Source organism: Caballeronia sp. INML2, from assembly GCF_023631365.1.
GTDB classification, from domain to species: Bacteria; Pseudomonadota; Gammaproteobacteria; order Burkholderiales; family Burkholderiaceae; genus Caballeronia; species Caballeronia turbans.
Window position 1 is genome coordinate 1 of the sequence record NZ_JALQDH010000005.1, and the last position, 19,761, is coordinate 19,761.

The 19,761-nt window shown below is 61.6% G+C and carries 15 protein-coding genes; 11 read left to right on the top strand and 4 right to left on the bottom strand.

Annotated elements, in window-relative coordinates:
- Positions 1 to 567 (top strand): IS3 family transposase (locus tag NCT32_RS01395; RefSeq protein WP_250489853.1); only part of this gene is annotated, 567 nt, incomplete at its 5' end.
- 68 nt (positions 568 to 635) lie between these two features.
- On the opposite strand, the gene NCT32_RS01400 is transcribed toward NCT32_RS01395, so the two are convergent.
- Both NCT32_RS01400 and uvrA read right to left on the bottom strand, forming a co-directional pair.
- Positions 636 to 1,727, bottom strand: coding sequence for an AI-2E family transporter (locus tag NCT32_RS01400; RefSeq protein WP_061117865.1), 1,092 nt, complete (start codon positions 1,725 to 1,727; stop codon positions 636 to 638).
- A 110-nt stretch (positions 1,728 to 1,837) separates the two neighbouring features.
- On the bottom strand, positions 1,838 to 4,711 hold the full coding sequence (uvrA, locus tag NCT32_RS01405) for an excinuclease ABC subunit UvrA (RefSeq protein ID WP_250476251.1): 2,874 nt from the start codon (positions 4,709 to 4,711) through the stop codon (positions 1,838 to 1,840).
- Positions 4,712 to 5,053: 342 nt separating this feature from the next.
- On the opposite strand from uvrA, the gene NCT32_RS01410 reads away from it, so the two are divergent.
- From NCT32_RS01410 to NCT32_RS01435, 6 genes are all read left to right on the top strand, one after another.
- Complete coding sequence (locus tag NCT32_RS01410) at positions 5,054 to 6,256, top strand: MFS transporter (RefSeq protein WP_250476252.1); 1,203 nt, start codon at positions 5,054 to 5,056, stop codon at positions 6,254 to 6,256.
- A 118-nt stretch (positions 6,257 to 6,374) separates the two neighbouring features.
- Positions 6,375 to 6,905: a single-stranded DNA-binding protein gene (locus tag NCT32_RS01415; RefSeq protein ID WP_250489854.1), complete on the top strand. Its 531-nt coding sequence runs from the start codon at positions 6,375 to 6,377 to the stop codon at positions 6,903 to 6,905.
- A gap of 429 nt (positions 6,906 to 7,334) precedes the next feature.
- On the top strand, positions 7,335 to 7,964 hold the full coding sequence (locus tag NCT32_RS01420; RefSeq protein ID WP_284508471.1) for a response regulator transcription factor: 630 nt from the start codon (positions 7,335 to 7,337) through the stop codon (positions 7,962 to 7,964).
- On the top strand, positions 7,961 to 8,767 hold the full coding sequence (locus NCT32_RS01425; protein ID WP_250476255.1) for a response regulator transcription factor: 807 nt from the start codon (positions 7,961 to 7,963) through the stop codon (positions 8,765 to 8,767). The genes NCT32_RS01420 and NCT32_RS01425 overlap by 4 nt, the downstream gene beginning before the upstream one ends.
- Positions 8,768 to 8,877: 110 nt before the next feature.
- On the top strand, positions 8,878 to 9,528 hold the full coding sequence (locus NCT32_RS01430) for a response regulator transcription factor (protein ID WP_250476256.1): 651 nt from the start codon (positions 8,878 to 8,880) through the stop codon (positions 9,526 to 9,528).
- 270 nt (positions 9,529 to 9,798) lie between these two features.
- Complete coding sequence (locus NCT32_RS01435) at positions 9,799 to 13,098, top strand: ATP-binding protein (protein WP_250489856.1); 3,300 nt, start codon at positions 9,799 to 9,801, stop codon at positions 13,096 to 13,098.
- A 40-nt stretch (positions 13,099 to 13,138) separates the two neighbouring features.
- Here the strand turns inward: NCT32_RS01435 and NCT32_RS01440 are convergent, their stop codons facing one another.
- Entirely contained in the window at positions 13,139 to 14,074 is a 936-nt protein-coding gene (locus tag NCT32_RS01440) for a LysR family transcriptional regulator (protein ID WP_250476259.1), read from the bottom strand.
- 440 nt (positions 14,075 to 14,514) lie between these two features.
- Between NCT32_RS01440 and NCT32_RS01445 the strand changes: the two genes are divergently transcribed.
- The 3 genes from NCT32_RS01445 (at position 14,515) to NCT32_RS01455 (ending at position 17,233) form a co-directional block, all read left to right on the top strand.
- Positions 14,515 to 15,660, top strand: coding sequence for a porin (locus NCT32_RS01445; RefSeq protein ID WP_250476347.1), 1,146 nt, complete (start codon positions 14,515 to 14,517; stop codon positions 15,658 to 15,660).
- Positions 15,661 to 15,879: 219 nt separating this feature from the next.
- Positions 15,880 to 16,281 carry a CHRD domain-containing protein gene (locus NCT32_RS01450; RefSeq protein ID WP_409219250.1) on the top strand — a complete coding sequence of 134 codons (402 nt, stop codon included), beginning with the start codon at positions 15,880 to 15,882 and terminating at the stop codon, positions 16,279 to 16,281.
- A 25-nt stretch (positions 16,282 to 16,306) separates the two neighbouring features.
- A complete protein-coding gene (locus NCT32_RS01455; protein ID WP_250476261.1) occupies positions 16,307 to 17,233 on the top strand; it encodes an alpha/beta hydrolase in 927 nt (308 codons plus the stop codon).
- Here the strand turns inward: NCT32_RS01455 and NCT32_RS01460 are convergent.
- Positions 17,203 to 18,051, bottom strand: coding sequence for an EcsC family protein (locus tag NCT32_RS01460; protein ID WP_061117857.1), 849 nt, complete (start codon positions 18,049 to 18,051; stop codon positions 17,203 to 17,205). The genes NCT32_RS01455 and NCT32_RS01460 overlap by 31 nt on opposite strands.
- Before the next feature lie 106 nt (positions 18,052 to 18,157).
- Here NCT32_RS01460 and NCT32_RS01465 point away from each other — a divergent pair, with 106 nt between their 5' ends.
- Positions 18,158 to 19,753, top strand: coding sequence for an MFS transporter (locus NCT32_RS01465; RefSeq protein ID WP_061117856.1), 1,596 nt, complete (start codon positions 18,158 to 18,160; stop codon positions 19,751 to 19,753).
- Positions 19,754 to 19,761 lie beyond the last annotated feature (8 nt).

Here is a 19,761-nt window from a genome sequence, read left to right on the forward strand (position 1 = left end):
CCGAAGAAGTTTCGGGCATTCCGGGGGACGGTGGGACGTATTGCGCCGAACGTACTGCAAAGACAGTTCGATGCCGACGCGCCAAATCAGAAGTGGGTCACCGATATCACCGAATTCCGGGTGGGCGAGCGAAAGCTCTATTTGTCGCCGGTGCTAGATTTGTATAACGGTGAGATTGTCGCTTACGAAACAGCCACTCGTCCGGCCTTCGCGATGGTCGCACGCATGATCAAAAAGGCGTTCAGGAGGCTGGGCGTTGACGATCGCCCCGTGGTTCACTCAGATCAAGGCTGGCACTACCAGATGGACGCTTATCAGGCGTTGGTCTCGCAACGAGCCCTGACGCAAAGCATGTCACGCAAGGGCAACTGCCACGACAACGCCACCATGGAAAGCTTCTTCGGTACCTTGAAGTCGGAGTTCTTCTACCCGAATCGCTTCGAGAGCATCGAAGCCCTTCAGGCCGGCATCAGACACTACATTCACTACTACAATCATCACCGCATCAAGCTAAAGCTAAAAGGGCTGAGTCCTGTAATGTACAGAACTCAGCCCTCACGGCCTTAGCCCAAACCTGTCCAACTTTGCGGGGTCAGTTCAATGAATCGCGGGCGTTTTCATTTGTGGCGGCCGGATCAGACGAGCCGCAGATAAATCAGCTCACGCTTGATATACGCATAGAAAATCGGCGCGGCGATCACGCCCGGAATGCCGAACGCGGCTTCCATCGCGAGCATTGCGAGAAGCAGTTCCCACGCGCGCGCCTCGATCTGGCCGCCGATGATGCGCGCATTCAGGAAGTATTCGAGCTTGTGAATGACGATCAGAAACGCGAGCGACGCGACCGCCGTGCCGAACGACACCGACAGCGAAATCCCGACGATGATCGTATTGGAGATCAGATTGCCGATCACCGGCAGCAGCCCGACGATGAACGTGACCAGCACGAGCGTCTTGGAAAGCGGCAGCCTTTCGTGAAAGATCGGCAGCGCGACGAGGAGATACAGCGCGGTGAAGACGGCGTTGATCGCGGAAATCTTGATCTGCGCGAACACGATGCGGCGAAACGCGTCTGCGAAGCGCGACACGCGTGCGATGAGCGCCGTGGACAGCGGCAAGCGGTGATGCGAGGGCCGCGGCGCGCTCACCGCGATGATCGCGCCGATGATCATACCGATCACGATGTGCCCGAAACCGCGCGCCATTTCCTTGCCGCCTTGCTGGAGCATTTCGGCGTGCCTGTGCATCAACTCGGTGGCTTTGTCCTTCATCTGGCCGGCATCGACCGGGAGATAGTTCGCGATCCAGTCCGGTACGCGCAGGCGCGCGCTCGACGTGATGGTCATCAACTGATCGAGCAGCTTTTGCAGGCTCGGCACGTCGTGTTCGAAATGTTCGATGGTGGCGACGGTGGCGCCCGTCAGCCCGCCGACGATGATGGCGGAAATCAGCCCGACCGCGATGAGCCGCGCGCCCTTGCTCACCACATGGCGCTCGATCACCGGCGAAATCATGTGTACGAGCTGGAACACAAGCATGCCGGCGAGAAGGCCGCCGAGCAGTTTCAGATCGAGCACCAGCCACATTGCGAAGAGCGCGAGGGCATAACTACCGATCTCCACCGCGGACAGCTTCGGCAAGCTCATGTCGCTCGTCAGCCTGACGTGCCGGGTGGGCAGGTCCCGTACACGCGCTTCTTCGTTGGCAGCTTCGTTGCGCTTCGGCATGACTGCGTTCCTTTCCCCTGCTGCGTAAGACGGTTATTCTTGCCGCGGCGCGCGCGGCGCATTCCAGCGGTCCCGGCTGGCGCGCCCGGCCGCGAGGCCCGGCCCGTGGTTCAGGCCGCCGATTTGGCCCGTTGCAGCAAGGGTGCCAGATATCTGCCGGTAAAACTCGACTTCGATTTCGCGACCTGTTCCGGCGTCCCCTGAGCGATGATCTGCCCGCCGCCCGCGCCGCCTTCCGGACCGAGGTCGATCACCCAGTCAGCGGTTTTGATCACGTCGAGATTATGCTCGATGATGACGACCGTGTTGCCCTGATCTCGCAGCCGATGGATCACTTCGAGCAGCAACGCGATATCGTGGAAGTGCAATCCGGTCGTCGGCTCATCGAGGATATATAGCGTCCGACCGGTATCGCGCTTGCTCAGTTCCAGCGAAAGCTTGACGCGCTGGGCTTCGCCGCCCGACAGCGTCGTCGCGGACTGGCCGAGCCGGATATAGCCGAGACCGACATCGAGCAGCGTTCTCAGCTTGCGCGCGACCACCGGCACCGCCTTGAAGAACTCGTGCGCCGCCTCGACCGTCAGATCCAGCACTTCGCTGATGTTCTTGCCCTTGTACTGGACTTCCAGCGTCTCGCGGTTGTAGCGCTTGCCGTGGCACACGTCGCAGGGCACGTAGACGTCCGGCAGAAAGTGCATTTCCACCTTCAGCACGCCGTCGCCCTGACAGGCTTCGCAGCGCCCGCCCTTCACGTTGAACGAGAAGCGGCCCGGATCGTACCCGCGCTCCTTGGCTGCCGGCACGCCGGCGAAGAGTTCACGGATGGGCGTGAAGAGCCCCGTGTAGGTGGCCGGATTCGAGCGGGGCGTGCGGCCGATCGGCGACTGATCGACGGCGATCACCTTGTCGAAATGCTCGAGACCTTCGATCGACTCGTACGGCGCGGGCTCCGTCGCCGAGCCGTACAGATGCTGCGCGACCGCGTGCTGCAGCGTGTCGTTGATGAGCGTCGACTTGCCCGAGCCGGAGACGCCCGTCACGCAGGTCAAAAGTCCGACAGGCAGATCGAGCGTCACGCGCTTCAGATTGTTCCCGTGCGCCTCGACGATGCGCAGCATGCGATCGTCCGGTTTGGTGCGCTCGGCGGGATAGCCGATGGTGCGCTTACCGGACAGATACTGCCCGGTGATCGAGTTCGCGTCTTTCTGCACCTGAACCGGCGTGCCCTGCGCGACGATCACGCCGCCATGTTCGCCCGCGCCCGGTCCCATATCGACGACGTAATCCGCCATGCGGATCATGTCCTCGTCGTGCTCGACCACGATCACCGAGTTGCCGATATCCCGCAGATGCTTGAGCGTGCTGATGAGCCGGTCGTTGTCGCGCTGATGCAGGCCGATGGAAGGCTCGTCGAGCACGTACATCACGCCGGTGAGCCCGGAGCCGATCTGCGACGCGAGCCGGATGCGCTGCGCCTCGCCGCCGGAAAGCGTTTCGGCGCTGCGTTCCAGCGACAGATAATCCAGCCCGACGTTGTTCAGAAACGAGAGCCGCGCGACGATTTCCTTGATCACTTTGTCGGCGATCTCGCCCTTCGCGCCCTCTAGGCGCAGCGTCTGGAAATAGCCGAGCGCATCGCGCAGCGGCCAGCCGCTGATTTCGTAGATGCCGCGCGCCTGGTCATTGGCGCCGACTTTGACGAAGCGCGCTTCGCGCCGCAGGCGCGTGCCTTCGCAAGCCGGGCAGGGCTGATTGTTCTGGTATTTCGCGAGTTCCTCGCGCACGGCGGCAGAATCCGTCTCGCGATAGCGTCGCTCCAGATTCGGGATGATGCCTTCGAACGCATGCTCGCGAACCGACGCGCGCCCGCGCTCATTGATGTACGAAAAGGGAATTGCCTGTTTGCCCGAGCCGTACAAGAGGATCTTGCGCACTTTCTCGGGCAAGTCTTCGAATGGCGCGTCGATCTCGAATTCATAGAATGCCGCGAGACTCTGCAGCATCTGAAAGTAGAACTGGTTGCGCCGGTCCCAGCCCTTCACCGCCCCCGCCGCGAGCGACAGCGACGGATGCGCGACCACACGCTTCGGATCGAAGAACGTGATCTGGCCGAGCCCGTCGCACTCGGGGCACGCGCCCATCGGATTATTGAACGAGAAAAGACGCGGCTCCAGTTCCGGCAGCGAGTACGAGCAAATCGGGCACGCGAACTTCGAGCTGAAGAGCTTTTCCTTGTCCGTGTCCATTTCGAGCGCGATCGCGCGGCCATCGGCGAGACGCAGCGCGGTCTCGAACGATTCCGCGAGGCGCTGCTTCATGTCCGGGCGCACTTTCAGGCGGTCGATCACGACGTCGATCGTGTGCTTGTCGTTCTTCTTGAGCTTCGGCAGGGAATCGACTTCGTAGATTTTCGCGACGCCCTCGTTTGCCGTGCCGCCGCCCGAGCGGATGCGAAAACGGATGAAACCCTGCGCCTGCATTTCCTCGAACAGTTCGACATGCTCGCCCTTGCGATCCGCCACCACCGGCGCGAGGATCATCAGCTTGGTTTCTTCAGGCAGGGCGAGCGCGGCATCGACCATTTGCGAGACGCTTTGCGCCTCCAGCGGAATCAGATGATCCGGGCAATACGGCGTACCGACGCGCGCGTACAAAAGACGCAGATAGTCGTGGATTTCCGTCACGGTGCCGACGGTGGAGCGAGGATTGTGCGACGTGGCCTTTTGCTCGATGGAAATGGCAGGCGACAAACCTTCGATCAAATCGACGTCCGGCTTTTCCATCAACTGCAAAAATTGCCGCGCATACGCCGAGAGGCTTTCCACGTAACGGCGCTGGCCTTCCGCATAAAGGGTGTCGAACGCGAGCGACGACTTGCCCGACCCGGACAGACCCGTGATCACGATCAGCTTGTGGCGCGGCAAGTCGAGATTGACGTTCTTCAGATTGTGGGTACGAGCCCCACGAATGCGAATTTCTTCCACGAGTTCGTTCCGGCGTTTTTTCGGATGCTTTCGGATGATTTCAGCGGCGCTTTCATCGGCCCGGACGGGCCATACAGCCATTGCCGGGCGGAAAGAGAGGGAACCAAACCTGCTACTATAACGACTTTTGAAGGGCGCAGCTCCCGGGCCCGAGGGCCGGATGCACGTCAATCGGCCGGCGCGGGGACTTGCAGGCCATGTGCGGAGCGAGCGCTGGCGCAACGAGCCGTACGCCCAGGCGATTCGTTCCATATAGTGCCGTTACGAGCAAGAACAAGGCGACCGCGCCTGCCTGCGCCGCAGGCCAGGCCCGACGCGACCCTCATCCTTTTCCCGTTTCTGATGTCCAATCCGTCTGCCACGTCTACACGTCTCTCCGCGCCGGAGCTGCGCGCGACCGTGTCGCTCGCCGCCATCTTCGCACTGCGCATGCTCGGTCTGTTCATGATCATGCCGGTGTTTTCCGTCTACGCGAAAACCATCCCCGGCGGCGACAACGTGCTGCTCGTCGGCATCGCGCTGGGCGCCTACGGCGTCACGCAGTCGATGCTCTATATCTTCTACGGCTGGATTTCTGACAAGTTCGGGCGCAAGCCGGTCATCGCGTTCGGCTTGCTCGTGTTCGCGCTCGGGAGCTTCGTCGCGGCCATCGGGCATTCGATGGCGTGGATCATCGCCGGGCGCGTGATTCAGGGGATGGGCGCGGTGTCGTCGGCGGTGATCGCGTTCATCGCCGATCTGACTCACGAGGAAAACCGCACCAAGGCGATGGCGATGGTCGGCGGCAGTATCGGCGTGTCGTTCGCGGTGGCGATCGTCGGCGCGCCGATCGTTTTCCACTGGGTCGGCATGAGCGGACTGTTTACGGTGATCGGCGTGCTGTCGATCCTCGCGATCGGCGTCGTGTTCTGGATCGTGCCGGATCCGCCGGCGCATCCAGTCCACGTCAAGGCGCCGTTCGCGGAAGTCCTGCACAACGTCGAGCTGCTGCGTTTGAACTTCGGTGTGCTCGTGCTGCACGCCACCCAGACGGCGCTCTTTCTCGTCGTGCCGCGCATTCTGGAGGAAGGCGGGCTGCCGGTCGCGTCGCACTGGAAGATTTACCTCCCTGTGATGGCGCTCGCTTTCGTGATGATGGTTCCGGCGATCATCGCCGCAGAGAAACGTGGAAGAATGAAGAGCGTCATGCTGGGCGCGATCGGGCTTATCCTGATCGGCCAGTTGTTATTGGGCGCCGCTCCCCATACGCTGTGGTCCGTGGCCGCCATTCTGTTCGTGTACTTTCTCGGCTTCAACGTGCTCGAGGCGTCGCAGCCGTCTCTGGTGTCGAAGCTCGCACCGGGCACGAGAAAGGGCGCGGCGGCGGGCGTGTACAACACGACACAGTCGATCGGCCTTGCGCTTGGCGGGGTGATCGGCGGCTGGCTGCTCAAGCTCGACGGGCCGAGTGCGGTCTTCTTCGCCTGTTCGGGGCTGGTGCTCGCATGGCTCGTTGTCGCAGCATGGATGAAACCGCCGCCGCGCAGGGCCGAGCGCGTGGCCTGACAGATAGTTGAACCATCGAATCAAAGCCGGCTGGTATGGGCGAATCCACGTCTGAAGACCGGATCGTTCCAATCCCAGCATTCGGCTGACAGTTAGCAAGGAATCTACCGGAGAAATCATGGCATCAGTCAACAAGGTCATTCTCGTGGGCAATCTGGGCGCGGACCCGGAAACCCGCTACCTCCCGAGCGGCGACGCCGTGGCCAACATCCGTCTCGCGACGACGGACCGCTACAAGGACAAGAGCTCCGGCGAATTCAAGGAACTCACGGAGTGGCATCGCGTGGCGTTCTTCGGCCGGCTCGCGGAGATCGTGAACGAATATCTGAAGAAGGGCTCGTCGGTGTATATCGAAGGCCGTATCCGCACGCGCAAATGGACCGACCAATCGGGCCAGGAGCGCTATTCGACGGAAATCGTCGCGGACCAGATGCAGATGCTCGGCGGCCGCGGCGGCGCGGTTGGCGGCGGCGATGAAGGCAGCTACAGCCGAAGCGCGCCGATGGAGCGTTCCGGCGGCGGCGGGCGCGCGCCTGCGAGCGGACGCCCGAGCGGTGGCGGAGCGGGAGGCGCAGGCGCCGGTTCGAGCCGCCCGAGCGCGCCGGCGGGCGGCGGCTTCGACGACATGGACGACGATATCCCGTTCTGACGAACAGGAAACGATTTGCGCATCGAAAGGATGGGCCTCCGGCTGAATTAGCCCGAGGCCCATTTTTTCGCTCCGGCAAGGCGCTTTCCGAATTATCGCGTGCGCTCCCCCTTTTCTCGCCGGACATATTAATCTCTCGATATGCGTGGGGCGAGCGGCGATGTCTAATCGGACTTCTCCTATGGCCTGTGATTTATTCGCGTCCTATTTTTGAAGTAATTGTTCAAGAGAATAAAGAACATAATTTTGCTTGATGTCATTGATTTAGGCATTTTCACCGTATTTGATCATCGATTTTGTCGAGCACAGATTCGGGTAAAAGCGCGCCTATCGATTACCGTCTCGGATTAATCCGCTGAGCAGGTCGACCCAAGCAAACTCACCAAGACCAGCAACTTCAATGGGGGCCTCTTGAAGCTTCGAATAATATTGGCTGACGATCATCCTTTCGTACTCCTTGGGATGAAAGCGCTCTTTGCCGCAGACCGTGGAATTGAGGTCGTCGGCGAGGCAAATAACGCGAGCACTTTGCTGGCCGAGCTTGCCGTCAAGTCATGCGACGTTTTGGTCACGGACTTCGCCATGCCCGAGCCGGGTGGAGATGCGAATGACGGCCTTCGTCTCATCCGCAAAGTGCGTCAGGATTTCGAAAACGTCAGCATCGTCGTGCTCACTAGCGTCAGCAATGTCGCGATTCTGCGCTCCATCTTGAACGCCGGCGCGATGAGCCTCGTCAGCAAGGCCGAGCCGATCGAACTCGTTGGGACGGCCGTGCGGCATGCGAGCGTCGGACGTCGCTTCGTGTGCGCGTCGTTTCTCGCCGCGCTCGCGGAGGCGGGCACGGAGACGGACTTTTCGGCCGAGGAGCCGCGCCTTTCGCCGAGAGAGATCGAAGTCGTCCGCCTGTTTGCCAAAGGTCATTCAATTACAGAGATCGCGAGAGAGCTCGAGCGCGACGTCCGCACCATCAGTCGCCAGAAGCGCGACGCGATGAATAAGCTCGGCGTACGAAACGATCCCGGATTGTTCGCATTCGTTCGCGCGCGCGGACTCGGATGAATTTTGTTGTGCGTTTTTCATTTCAGATGCGTCTTATGTATCTAAATAATTCGGTATCCGATGCTTATGTTTCATTTCCGGATTCAGAATCGGGTCCGCAGTTCGATAAGGGGTTGGAGTCAATGGAGTTCGGGAACGGGAGCCAAGTGTTCTCGCACGCTAAACGGATAAGACTGGCGATAGCGGATGACCATCCTCTCGTCATCCTTGCAGTCGAGCGTTTTGCCGGGAATTTTCCCAGTGTGGAAGTGGTGAGTCGTAGCACGAATTCGACACAGCTCGAAGAGTCGCTGGCTCGCGGCGAATGCGACGTAGCGATCATCGACTTCTTCATGCCGGGCGGGCGCTACGGTGACGGCATCGAGCTGATTCAGCATATAGCGAACCGGTATCCCGAAGTTCGCATCGTCGTCCTGTCACGCAACGACGACGCCTCGATCGTGAAACAAGCACTGGAGGCAGGGGCGCATGCGTTCCTGAGCAAGGAGGACCGGCTCGACCTGATCTACGTGGCCATTGTTTCGGCCATCGCCAATGAGACCTACCTCGGACCAGGCATTCGCCGAATGCTGGCACTCGCGGACTCTGAAAGTCATGCACGCTTCATTCGTCAGAGACTCACGAGTCGTGAGCTGGATGTGATCGAGCGCTATGCCCGCGGCGCGAACGTCACCGAGATCGCGAAGGAACTCGACCGTAGTGTGAAGACAATCAGCGCGCAGAAGTGTGCGGCCATGCGAAAGCTCGATCTGTCGACCGACGCTGATTTGTATCGATTCATCGCAGATAGCGGCTTGATCTAAGGCGGACTGGGCAGCGCGGGGGCGGTTAGCAGTAAAGGCCGGCAAGGAGACAGCGCTCAGTCGGTCGACGACTGTGGCGCGCCGGACAACTTCAACAGAACGCACAAACAATGACAACAAAAACGCTGAAACGAGCGATTGTTGCGGACGACCATCCGGTTGTCATCAAAGGAATCCAAAGCTTCCTGGAGCAAGACGGCGCGATACGAGTGGTCGCCACCGCGCGGGACACGCTGGAGCTTGCGGAGGCGGTCGATACGACGCCGTGCGACTTCGTTTTCTCGGATATCGGCATGCGCGGTATCGACGGCGAAAGCAGTTCGATCGCTTTTCTTCGGCGTTTGGCGTGGCAGGAACGACGCCCGAAGGTCATCGTCCTGACGATGATTTCACAGACGCGAATGCTGGCGGGCCTGGTTCAACTCGGCGTGGATGGCCTGATCGACAAGCGCGACGGACTCGAATACTTGCGCGACGCGATATCGGTGGCTGAGGCGGGCGGCTGCTTCCTTTCGCCGCGCGTGGAGGCGGCGGTGAGTCATCTGCCGGCGACATCGCCGGCGCGCGCAGGCGTATTGAGCCGGCGAGAGTGGGAAGTATTTCAGCTCTATGCACGCGGCCTTCTCATTCACGAAATCGCGGATCACTTCGGGCGAAGCCGCAAGACAATCGCGACGCAGAAGCGAAGCGGCATGCGCAAGCTGGGCCTCGAAAGCGAAGAGGAAATGGTTGCATATCTGCAGCAGGTCGGATTGATCTGAGTCGGCGTGGCCGTCAGCAACGCCCGATTCTAAAGCAAATTGGGACGGTTCTTATTCGATTCCGATGCATTGCGGATCAGACTCAACTCATTTGCTTCGACAGGCAAGCATGAAGCGCGTTGGCATTCGTCCGTCAAAAGCGGCGGACTGACATCGTGGGCTTGCCCGGCCGGCCACGCAGCTTTCGTTGCACGCGTCGGCCTCGTATCCGAGGGGTTCGAATTGAGATTCCTGTTCGCACGTTGTCTGCTTCTACTCGCCCTGATCAGCGTGACTGTCCCGCTATCCAGCCAGGCAGCCGAGGCGCATGTTCACACGAGGGCCTCACAGCCAACAGTTGGCGTCCGGGCCGAACCGAAGAGCGCAGCAGCCACGCTGAATCTCGACGAACCCGAGCGCAGTTATCTGCGCACGTTGAAGCCCGTCGCCGTCGGATTGATCGAGGCAACGGGCGACTCTGCCGATGAGTCGCTCCAGCGGCCAGAAGTCGCACTGGAAGACATCGAGAAATCGCTCGGCGTCACGTTCCAACCGAAGCACTTCAGCGATTGGGCAAGGGCCGCGTCGGCCTTTCAGCGGGGCGAGATCGACATGATCGTCGCGCCGAGCCCGCCGGAAAGGCTTAACTACGCCATGCACTCCGAGTTGCATCCGCTCGATCTGCTCATCGGGCGCGCATTCGCGCAATCGGGGGCGTCGCAATCCGGAGGCCCGCAGACGGCTGCATCCGCCGGCTGGAACGTCACGGCGTTGCGTCTGCTGCCGGCGCTCATCGGCATTGCCGCTGTGCTGTTAGTCACGCTGCGCGCCTTCATTCGACTGCAACAGGAAATGAACCGGCGCATCGAAACGGAGCAGCGTCTCGGGACGCAACTCAGTTTTCAGCAAACCATGATGGAGGTGGTTCCGTACCCGCTCGTCGCGAAGGACATGCAGAACCGCTACATCATGGTGAATCGCGCCTTCGAGGAAGTGCTCGGGGTGCAGCGCGAAGACATTATCGGGCGCACGAGCCTCGAGGTGACGGCGTGGGGTGAAGCGCATAGCCGCGTGCTGAATGAACTGACAGGTACGACGCTGGCCACCGGTCAGCGACAGGAAGTCGAAGCTGAGTTCCTCGACAATCAGAATCACCCGCGGTGCGGCCTTTTCTGGACCGGCGCATTCACGGCATTGAACGGGGAGCGAGCGGGCGTCGTCGGCACGATGATCGACATCACCGATATCCGCGACGCCGAAACCCGCGCGCGGCAAACCGAGCGGCGGCTTCGCGACGTGACGCGATCGCTGCCGGCAGTCGTGTTCCAGTTGCGGCGCGCAAGCGACGGCACATACAGCCTTCCCTATATCGACGGCGATACCCGGCAGTTGCTCGCACTGGACGTCGTCGCACTGGCTGACGATCCGATTCACGCGTTGACGCGCATTCACGCCGACGACAGCGCGCGTCTGCTCGAAGAAATCGAAGCGTCGGCGCGCACACTCGAGCCGCTGCATACCGAGTTTCGCTCAACGGTGGAAGGCGTTACCCGCTGGATTCGCGCCGACCTCGTCGCGCAGCGTGAGGACGACGGGGCCGTGGTCTGGAGCGGCTATTGGGCCGATGCCAGCGTGGAGCGCGCCCGCGCGGACGAACTCGCCCGAGCACGGGATATCGCCGAAGCCGCGTCGCGCGCGAAGGACGACTTCCTGGCGATGATGAGTCACGAGATCCGCACGCCGATGAACGGCGTTTTGGGGCTCGTCGAAGTGCTCCAGAACACGCCGATGAATTCCGATCAGTCGCAGATGCTCGGCATGATTCAGGATTCCGCGAGTGCGCTCCTGCAGATCCTGGACGATCTCCTCGACTATTCGAAGATCGAGGCCAACCGGTTGACGATCGAGTCGACTCCGATCGATTTGCGCGAACTCGTCGATAGTGCGGTCGGCCTGCTCGCCGGAAGGGCGCACGAAAAGGGTCTTCGCGTGCGTGTCGACGTGGCGCCGGAAGTGGCTGCGACGGTAAGGGGCGACAGCGTGCGCCTGAGGCAGGTTCTCTTCAACCTGATGAGTAACGCGATCAAGTTCACGATCAAGGGCGATGTCGCGCTCCACGTACGCGCGATCGAGCAGGGCGCATCGGAACAGGTGATCGAACTATGTGTGAAGGACACCGGCATCGGGATTGCCGCGGAGGCTCAGCAAAGCCTGTTCGAGCCGTTCGTGCAAGCGGAGACTTCCACGACGCGCCGCTTCGGCGGCACCGGGCTCGGGCTGACGATCTGCAATCGTCTCGTCGAATTGATGGGCGGCGCGATGAGTCTCGAAAGCGCGATCGGCGTCGGAACGGCGATGACCGTTCGTCTCGCAATGCCCATCGAAACGTTGCGATATCAGATCGACGGGTTGCGCGGAAAGCGGGGCATCGTCGCGATCGACGACGACCGAGTAGCGGCAGCGCTCATGCACTATGGCGAGGCGCTCGGTCTCGCGTTGCAGCGCTACACGCCCAACGAACTCGCGCGGTCGCAGCCGGGGTCGCTCGACGACATCGAGATCGTCTTTCTGAGCGATACGCACACGCTCGCGCTTCCGCTCGGTTCGCGCGTGATTCACATGACCGAAAAGCCAAAGCCCACCGGATACCGGATTCTCGAAGATGACATCCGCGTGAGCGTCAATCCGATTTCATGGCACGGGCTTGGCGCGGCTTGCGTCGCAGCATTGACAGGCATGACGCAGATCGCATCGGGACTCACGCTCCGCCACGAAGCAAAGATGGCGGCGCCGGACCGGGAAGACGCACTGCGCAGCGGCAAACTCGTGCTCGTGGCCGAGGATCATCCGGTGAACCAGGAACTGATCCGTCATCAGCTCTCGCTGCTCGGTTTCGCCTGCGATGTCGTGCACGATGGTGCCGAGGCGTACGCCGCGCTGGCGGATACGCGCTATGGCTTTCTGATCACGGACTGCCACATGCCGAACATGACGGGGTACGAACTGGCGCGTCGGATCCGGGCCGATGAAGCCGGCACGACGCGTCGCCTGCCGATTCTCGGCATAACGGCGAGCACCGCGCCCGACGAACTGCAGCGGTGCCGCGACGCGGGCATGGATGACCGGCTCGTCAAGCCGACCCGGCTCGCGACGTTGCGCGAACATCTGAACCGCTGGTGGGTGACCGAGGCTGCCGCGCCCGAGACCGGCGCGCATTCACCGCAAGCTACCGACGTGCCGGCGCGCGACGACGATGATCTCGACCTGAGCGCGATGGCTCAGCTATGGGGGAGTGAAACGACCGTGAAGGCATTGCTGGACGCGTTCGTATCGTCGTTCCGCGAGGATCTCGTGACGCTTCGGCAGTTGCTCGATCGCGGCACGGTGGACGATCTACGGGATTGGCATCATCGTGTCGTCGGGGCGGCCAGCGTTTTGCAGTATCGGCCGCTGCTTGGTGCGCTGAAGGATTTTCGTCGGGATCTGCATGTGAAGACCCGCGACGCACGCCGGCGCGAAGGCTTTGCCTTGATCGCGCGATGCGAACAACTCGTCGAGCGCATCCAGGCGAAAGGTGCCGCACTTGCCTGATGGGGCGACGTGGCGCAACGGCGCCGCGTCCGCCTACTTCTTAATCCAGAAATGTCTCGGGACTCGCATCGACCGGTTCGCGGTCGCGGAAGTGGGCCAGCGCGAAGTCCACGAATGTGCGCGTCTTGGCCGGCACGTGTCGGCGTCCCGGGTAGACAATCGACACTTCCTTGTCCGCATCCTTGAGCGAATAGCCCGGCAGCAGGCGCACGAGCGAACCCGTTTCGATGTCCTGCGCCACATAGCTCTCCGGCAGCACCGCGATTCCCATTCCTGAAAGCGCCGCTTGCCGCAACATGTGCGAGCTGTTCACGGTGTATGCCGGATCGAGGGCGACGCTTTCCTCCACGCCCGAAGGTCCGACAAAGGACCACGTCGATCCATGAATATCCGCGGTTGGCGCGAGAAACGCGTGTGCCGCCAGCAACGCCGGACGGTCGGGCGCACGGCGCCGCGAAAGATAGGCCGGCGATGCGACGAGCACGGCCGCCACTTTCACCAGCGGGCGGTTGATCAGCATGCCGCTGTTGACGAGATGCGGCACGACGATGCCGACGTCGAAGCCTTCCGCGACGAGATCGACCGGACGATGCAACAGCGTCACACGGAGCTTCACATTCGAATATCGCTCCATGAATCCGCGCAGCATCGGCGTGAGCCCGAGCAATGAAAAAGATGCCGATGCCACCAGCTTGAGCGTGCCCGAGGGATCGACGGAGCTGGTTCCCACCGATGCCTCGATCGTCTCGATCTGATCGATCACCACACGGCAGCCTTCGGCATAAGCGCGCCCAGCCTCCGTGAGAGAGACGCTGCGCGTGGTTCGGTTCAGCAAGCGCGTGTTGAGATGCGCTTCGAGCAGTGAGACGTAGCGCGTTATCACGGCGTTGGAGAGATCGAGCGCGGCAGCGGCGCGGCCGAATGACTCTGTTTCCGACACCTTAAGAAAGACGCGCATCGCTTGAAGTTGATTCATTGGGCGAGCGATTTGAGAAACGCTTTTAGACGCTTCGAGTATGCGAAGGAGGCAAGCGGTTGGAGCGCAGCCTCGCGTGCGCGATGTTATAGCGCAAAGGGAAGTTCGGAAATCGGAGGCTTCTGATCTCGATCAGGTGTCTCAATGTAACCACTGTCGTATGTGTGCAACTAAACCCTCACAACGCACCGGCGACGACCGTGTGATGCGATCTGTAAGTTCAGGCGCCGTAAGTATTTATCCATATCGAAATTACATTTTTCGAATTATTCGAAAAGGCTTTTGTGTTTCGTTTGGCCGTTTCTCAAAAAGACCGGGCAATAAACTTTGTCGTGCCGAATATCGGTGCTGAGCTAAACGAGCAAAGAGGCAATCCAAGCTCGACAGGCGTTCGGCCTGAAGCAACCCATCGAGTCTCACGACTCAGCAAAGGAACTCGCATGAAAAAGAATTTGATCGTCACGGCCATCGCAGCTCTGGCCGCATCGTTCGCAGGCGCTGCGAACGCGCAAAGCAGCGTCACGCTGTATGGTTTGATCGACGCAGGCTTCACGTACGTGAATAACGTGCCGGCTACGGATGGCTCCGATAGCATCAAGGGCAGCTCGTTCCAAATGAAGGGCGGCAACGTGCAGATGAGCCGTTGGGGCCTGCGCGGCACCGAAGATCTGGGCGGCGGCATGAAGGCGATCTTCACGTTGGAGAACGGCTTCGACGTGACCAACGGCACCTCGATTGGCGGCAGCGGCTTCGGCCGTCAGGCTTTCGTCGGCCTGTCGACCAATGCAGGTACGGTAACGCTGGGTCGCCAGACCGACTCCGTGACCGACTACCTCGGCCCGCTTAGCGCGACTGGCACGTGGGGCGGTACGTACTTCGCGCACCCGGGCAATCTGGATAACCTGAACGGCGACGACTTCCGCGAGAACAACTCGATCAAGTTCCAAAGCGCGAACTACGCCGGCTTCTCGTTCAGCGGCCTGTATGGCTTTTCGAACGTGGGTAACTTCGCAGCGAACCGTGCATACAGCATCGGCGCGGGCTACGCGAACGCTGGTCTGAAGCTCGGCCTCGCATACATGCAAGGGAACGGTGTCGGCGGCAATGCTCGGGGTGCGATTACGGACTTCGTGTTCCTGAACAACGACGACAACCAAGTCGCCACCGACGTTCGTCAGCGCACGTTCGGCGCGGGCGCGAGCTATTCGATTGGCGCTGCGACGTTCGGCGCGTTGTGGACGCAGACCCGTCTGGATCGTAACTCGTCCGACGGTTCGGTTATCACCAACAACTACGAAGTCAACGGTCGTTACGCGCTCACCCCGGCATTGTCGCTGGGCGCTGCGTACACGTACAGCCGCTACCGCGACAGCTTCTTGAGCGACGCCGCGGTCCATGCGCACCAGTTCGGCCTGCAGACGGACTACGCGTTGTCCAAGCGCACTGACATCTATGCTGAAGGCGTAGTGCAGATCGCCAGCGGCGGTGACGAAGGCGTGTATCCGGCTGCCGGCATCAATGGCGTTCCGACTTCGACGAGCAGCCGTCAAGTCGTTCTCTCGACGGGTATCCGTCACCGCTTCTAAAGCCATCGGAGCAATACCGAGCTTTAGCTAGTTAGAAAAGGGCGCCGCAAGGCGCCCTTTTCGCATGTTTGCCTGTTGCCACTGAGGCGAAGCGCATCCCGCATTCGGATGCTCTACCATGGCGATGTGGTCATCGCATCGAAAACGCGCTGTCCGCCAAACAGGAGAAGAGCCATGACCTCGACATGCAGACCACATGTACGCTGGACGACCGTTCTGATGTTCGCCATTCTCGCGTCAGGCGCGGCTCGTGCGGACACCGTCGCCCTGAAAGCCAATCTCCAGCCCTCGAGTGAAGTCCCGCCGCGCGTGAGCAAAGGTCACGGCACAGTGGACGCGACGTTCGATACCGACACCAAAGTATTCACCTGGACCGCAACCTACGCGGAGTTATCGGGCCCCGTGACGATGGCTCATTTCCACGGCCCCGCGCCGGTCGGTCAGAACGCGAAAGTGCAAGTGCCCATCGACAAGAAAGCCCTCGCGAGTCCCATGAAAGGACAGGCGACGCTATCGGAACAACAAGTAAACGACCTGATGACCGGGCAGTGGTACTTCAACATCCACACGCAGGAAAATCCGACTGGCGAGATCCGCGGTCAGGTGATGCCGGCGAATTGAAACGCACCGGCCGGATCAATCAACGATGAGCTGGCAGAGCACCCTGGCTTGCTGGGCCGTACGCACGCGCATGCGCCCGCACAGCGCGAAGCCCGAACTCGACGTCGAGTTGGCGCGAAGCTACGCCTCGCGTCGAATCTGGTCGCCGCGCGTGCCGAAAGGCTGGCGGCTCGATACGCGCGACCCGAGCGGCGAATGGCTCACACCGCCGACCAATCCACGTGCAACCATTCTCTATCTGCACGGTGGAGGCTATTACTTCTGCTCGCCGCGCAGTCATCGGGCGATTACGTTCGGGTTGGCCACGCAGGCAAATGCGCGCGTCTTCTCGCTCGATTACCGCCTTGCGCCGGAACATCGCTTTCCCGCAGCGCTCGACGATAGCGTTGCCGCATACCGTCGCTTGCTCGGAGACGGCATTCCGGCACAATGGATCGCGATTGCAGGGGACTCGGCCGGCGGCGGCCTCGCGCTCGCGACGCTCCTCGCGCTGCGCGACGCGGGAGATCCGCTTCCCGCGGCTGCGGTGCTGTTTTCGCCGTGGACGGATCTGACCTGCAGCGGCTCGTCGATGCGAACCAACGACGGCCGCGATCCGATGTATCACGCGGCCATCTTTCCTCGCGTGGCCGCGCAGTATCTCGGCGCAGCCGACGCGCGACATCCTTACGCCTCGCCGGTATTCGGCCAGTTCGAAAGCATGCCGCCGCTGCTGATTCAGGTCGGCGACACCGAACTGTTGCTCGACGATTCGACTCGCGTCGCGACCAAAGCGCGCGCGGCCGGCGTGCGCGTCGAACTGGAGATCTGGCGCAACGTTCCGCACATCTTCCAGATCTGGGCGCCGTTCATGCCCGAAGCAAGCGACGCGCTCGCGCGCGCCGCCGCGTTTATCGACGCCGCGACCTCCGCGCCCCGGACTCATCTGCCGCCCATGACCTCGATCGTCTGATAGGCACGTTCGACGGCCGGCGCGCCATAGCGCCGCTCGAGCCTGCGCACGGTGAAGTGGCCATGCGCCATCTGCTGGAAGTGGTCGATGAACACCGTGTTGACCATCGCGCCGAGCACTGCGCCGATCGCCGGAATGGACTTCGCGGCCACTTGCTCGCTGACCTGCACCGAAAACCTCGATGCGATCGTCTGCAAAAACTTGAGCAACGCCGTCGATCCATGACTGCCGAGTCCCTTCGCCGCGATCTCGTTCGTCGCGCGCGACACGGACTGGGCGAGCGCGCCGCGCACAATGAAATAGCCGAGATCGGCGTTGTCGTCGCTGGCTTTCGTGCCGCCCATGCCGAGCACCATCATGCATTGCAGCTGGGTTTCGACGCGATGCACGTCCTCGCCCTCGCTACGCGCGATATCGCAAATCGAGCGGAACATCAGCGTGGTTGTCACCGGCAATTCGACAGGCAATGCGAACAGTCCGAAAGCGCCGCCTGCCGCGCCGGTCGTCGCGACGGCCAGCTTGTGCATCAGATTGTGCGGTTTGTCGGGAGGCGGCGCGAGCAGCGAACTGGACGGCGCGCTCTTGCCGAGCGTGCGCAATGCGAGCTGGAGGCACTTTCTCAGCGCCAGTTGCGTCGCGTCGTCGACCTTCTCTTGCGCGGCGGCAGGCAAGCGGCCCATCAGTTTTTCGATGGGCGCCCCGACGACGCTCGCCAGCTTCATCGTCAGCGACGGGCTTTCCAGCGCTTCCTTCGCGCGTGTGAGCGCCGCAAAATCTTCGGTTGTGAGCGGCGAGGTGATGATCGGCGTCGGTTCCATGCGATGTCTTCTGTCCGGTAAATGGTGAGTTGCCACGCAAATTAGAGCGCGGCGCCGTGCTATGATTCCATTTCAATTGACTAGTCAATCATTGCGTCTACAAAAAATGGCCGTTCACACAGCCGCGCACCATTCCAGCGGACAGGTCCTGCCTTTCCGCGAATCCCTCATGGCGATGCTGGGCGTCTCGTTCGTCACGATGCTCGTCGCGCTCGACCAAACGGTGGTGGGCACCGCGCTGCCGACGATCGTCGCCGAGCTTAAAGGCTTCGATCTCTACGCGTGGGTCGCCACGTCGTATCTTCTGACTTCCGTCATCACCGTGCCGATTTTCGGCCGGCTCGGCGACTACTACGGACGCAAGCCGTTCGTGATCGCGTCAATCGTCGTGTTTACCGTCGCCTCGGTGCTCTGCGGACTCGCCAACAGCATGATGTTCCTCGTGCTGGCGCGCGGGTTGCAAGGCATCGGCGGCGGTATGCTCGTCGGCACTGCGTTCGCGTGCATCGCCGATCTCTTTCCGGACAACGTCGTGCGCCTGCGCTGGCAAGTGCTGATGAGCTCGGCGTTCGGCATCGCGAACGCGGTCGGGCCGTCGCTCGGCGGTTTTCTCACGCAATATTACGGCTGGCGCTCGGTGTTCTATGTGAACCTGCCGGTGGGCATCGTCTCGCTTTATTTCGTATGGCGTTTTCTGCCGCATCTGCGCCACGTCGCGCATGAAGGCAAAATGCGCCTCGACTGGCCCGGCGCCGCGCTCATCGCGGTGGCGCTCGGCGCATTGCAATTGTTCGTCGAAATGCTGCCGAAGCATGGTCTCGGCGCCGAGACCGCCGCGTTGCTCGCGCTGAGCGTCGCCGCCGGCGTCGCGCTGTGGAAATGGGAAATGCGCTGCGACTACGCGATTCTGCCCGTCGACATGTTCCGCAACAAGGCGCTCGCCGCGCTCTTCACGCTCGCCATTCTCGGCGGCTTCACCATGTTTTCGTTGCTGTTTTACGCGCCGTTGCTGTTTCAGGGCGGCTTCGGCATGTCGCCGAAAGACGCAGGCATGATGATCACGCCGCTCGTCGTGTTCATCACGATCGGCAGTATCGTAAACGGGCGCATCGTCACGCGCCTGAAGAACGCCAATCTGATGCTGTATGTCGGCTTCGCGTTGCTCGCCGTCTCGTGTCTGGGCATCGTCGTCGCCACGCACAACATGCCGCGCTCGCTGCTGCTCGTGATCATGCTGCTCGGTGGCCTCGGTCTCGGCTTCGTGATGCCGAATCTCACCGTGTTCGCGCAGCAGACCGCAGGGCGCGCGCATCTGGGTATCGCGACGGCGCTGTTGCAATCGCTGCGCATGATCGGCGGGATGATTGGCACCGCGCTCACCGGTACGCTCGTGAGCCATCTGTACGCGAGCGGCGTGAGTCTCGCGCTCGAAAAGGATCACGCGATGCGCTGGGTCGGCGATCTCTCCGATCCGCAGATTCTCATCAACCGCGAAGGACAGCAGGCGTTGCTCTCGCAACTGACGGCGGCTGGCCATAGCGGGGCGATGCTGCTCGAAGCCGCGCGCGAGGCGCTCGTCGCCGCGATTCACATCGGCCTCGCAGTGGCGGCGGTGGTCGCGGTGGTGTCGCTGTGGCAGTCGCGCCGTGTGCCGCCGGTGCGCCTGAAAGGGCCGCAGGAACCGGTCATCCTCGCCGAATGACTACGGAA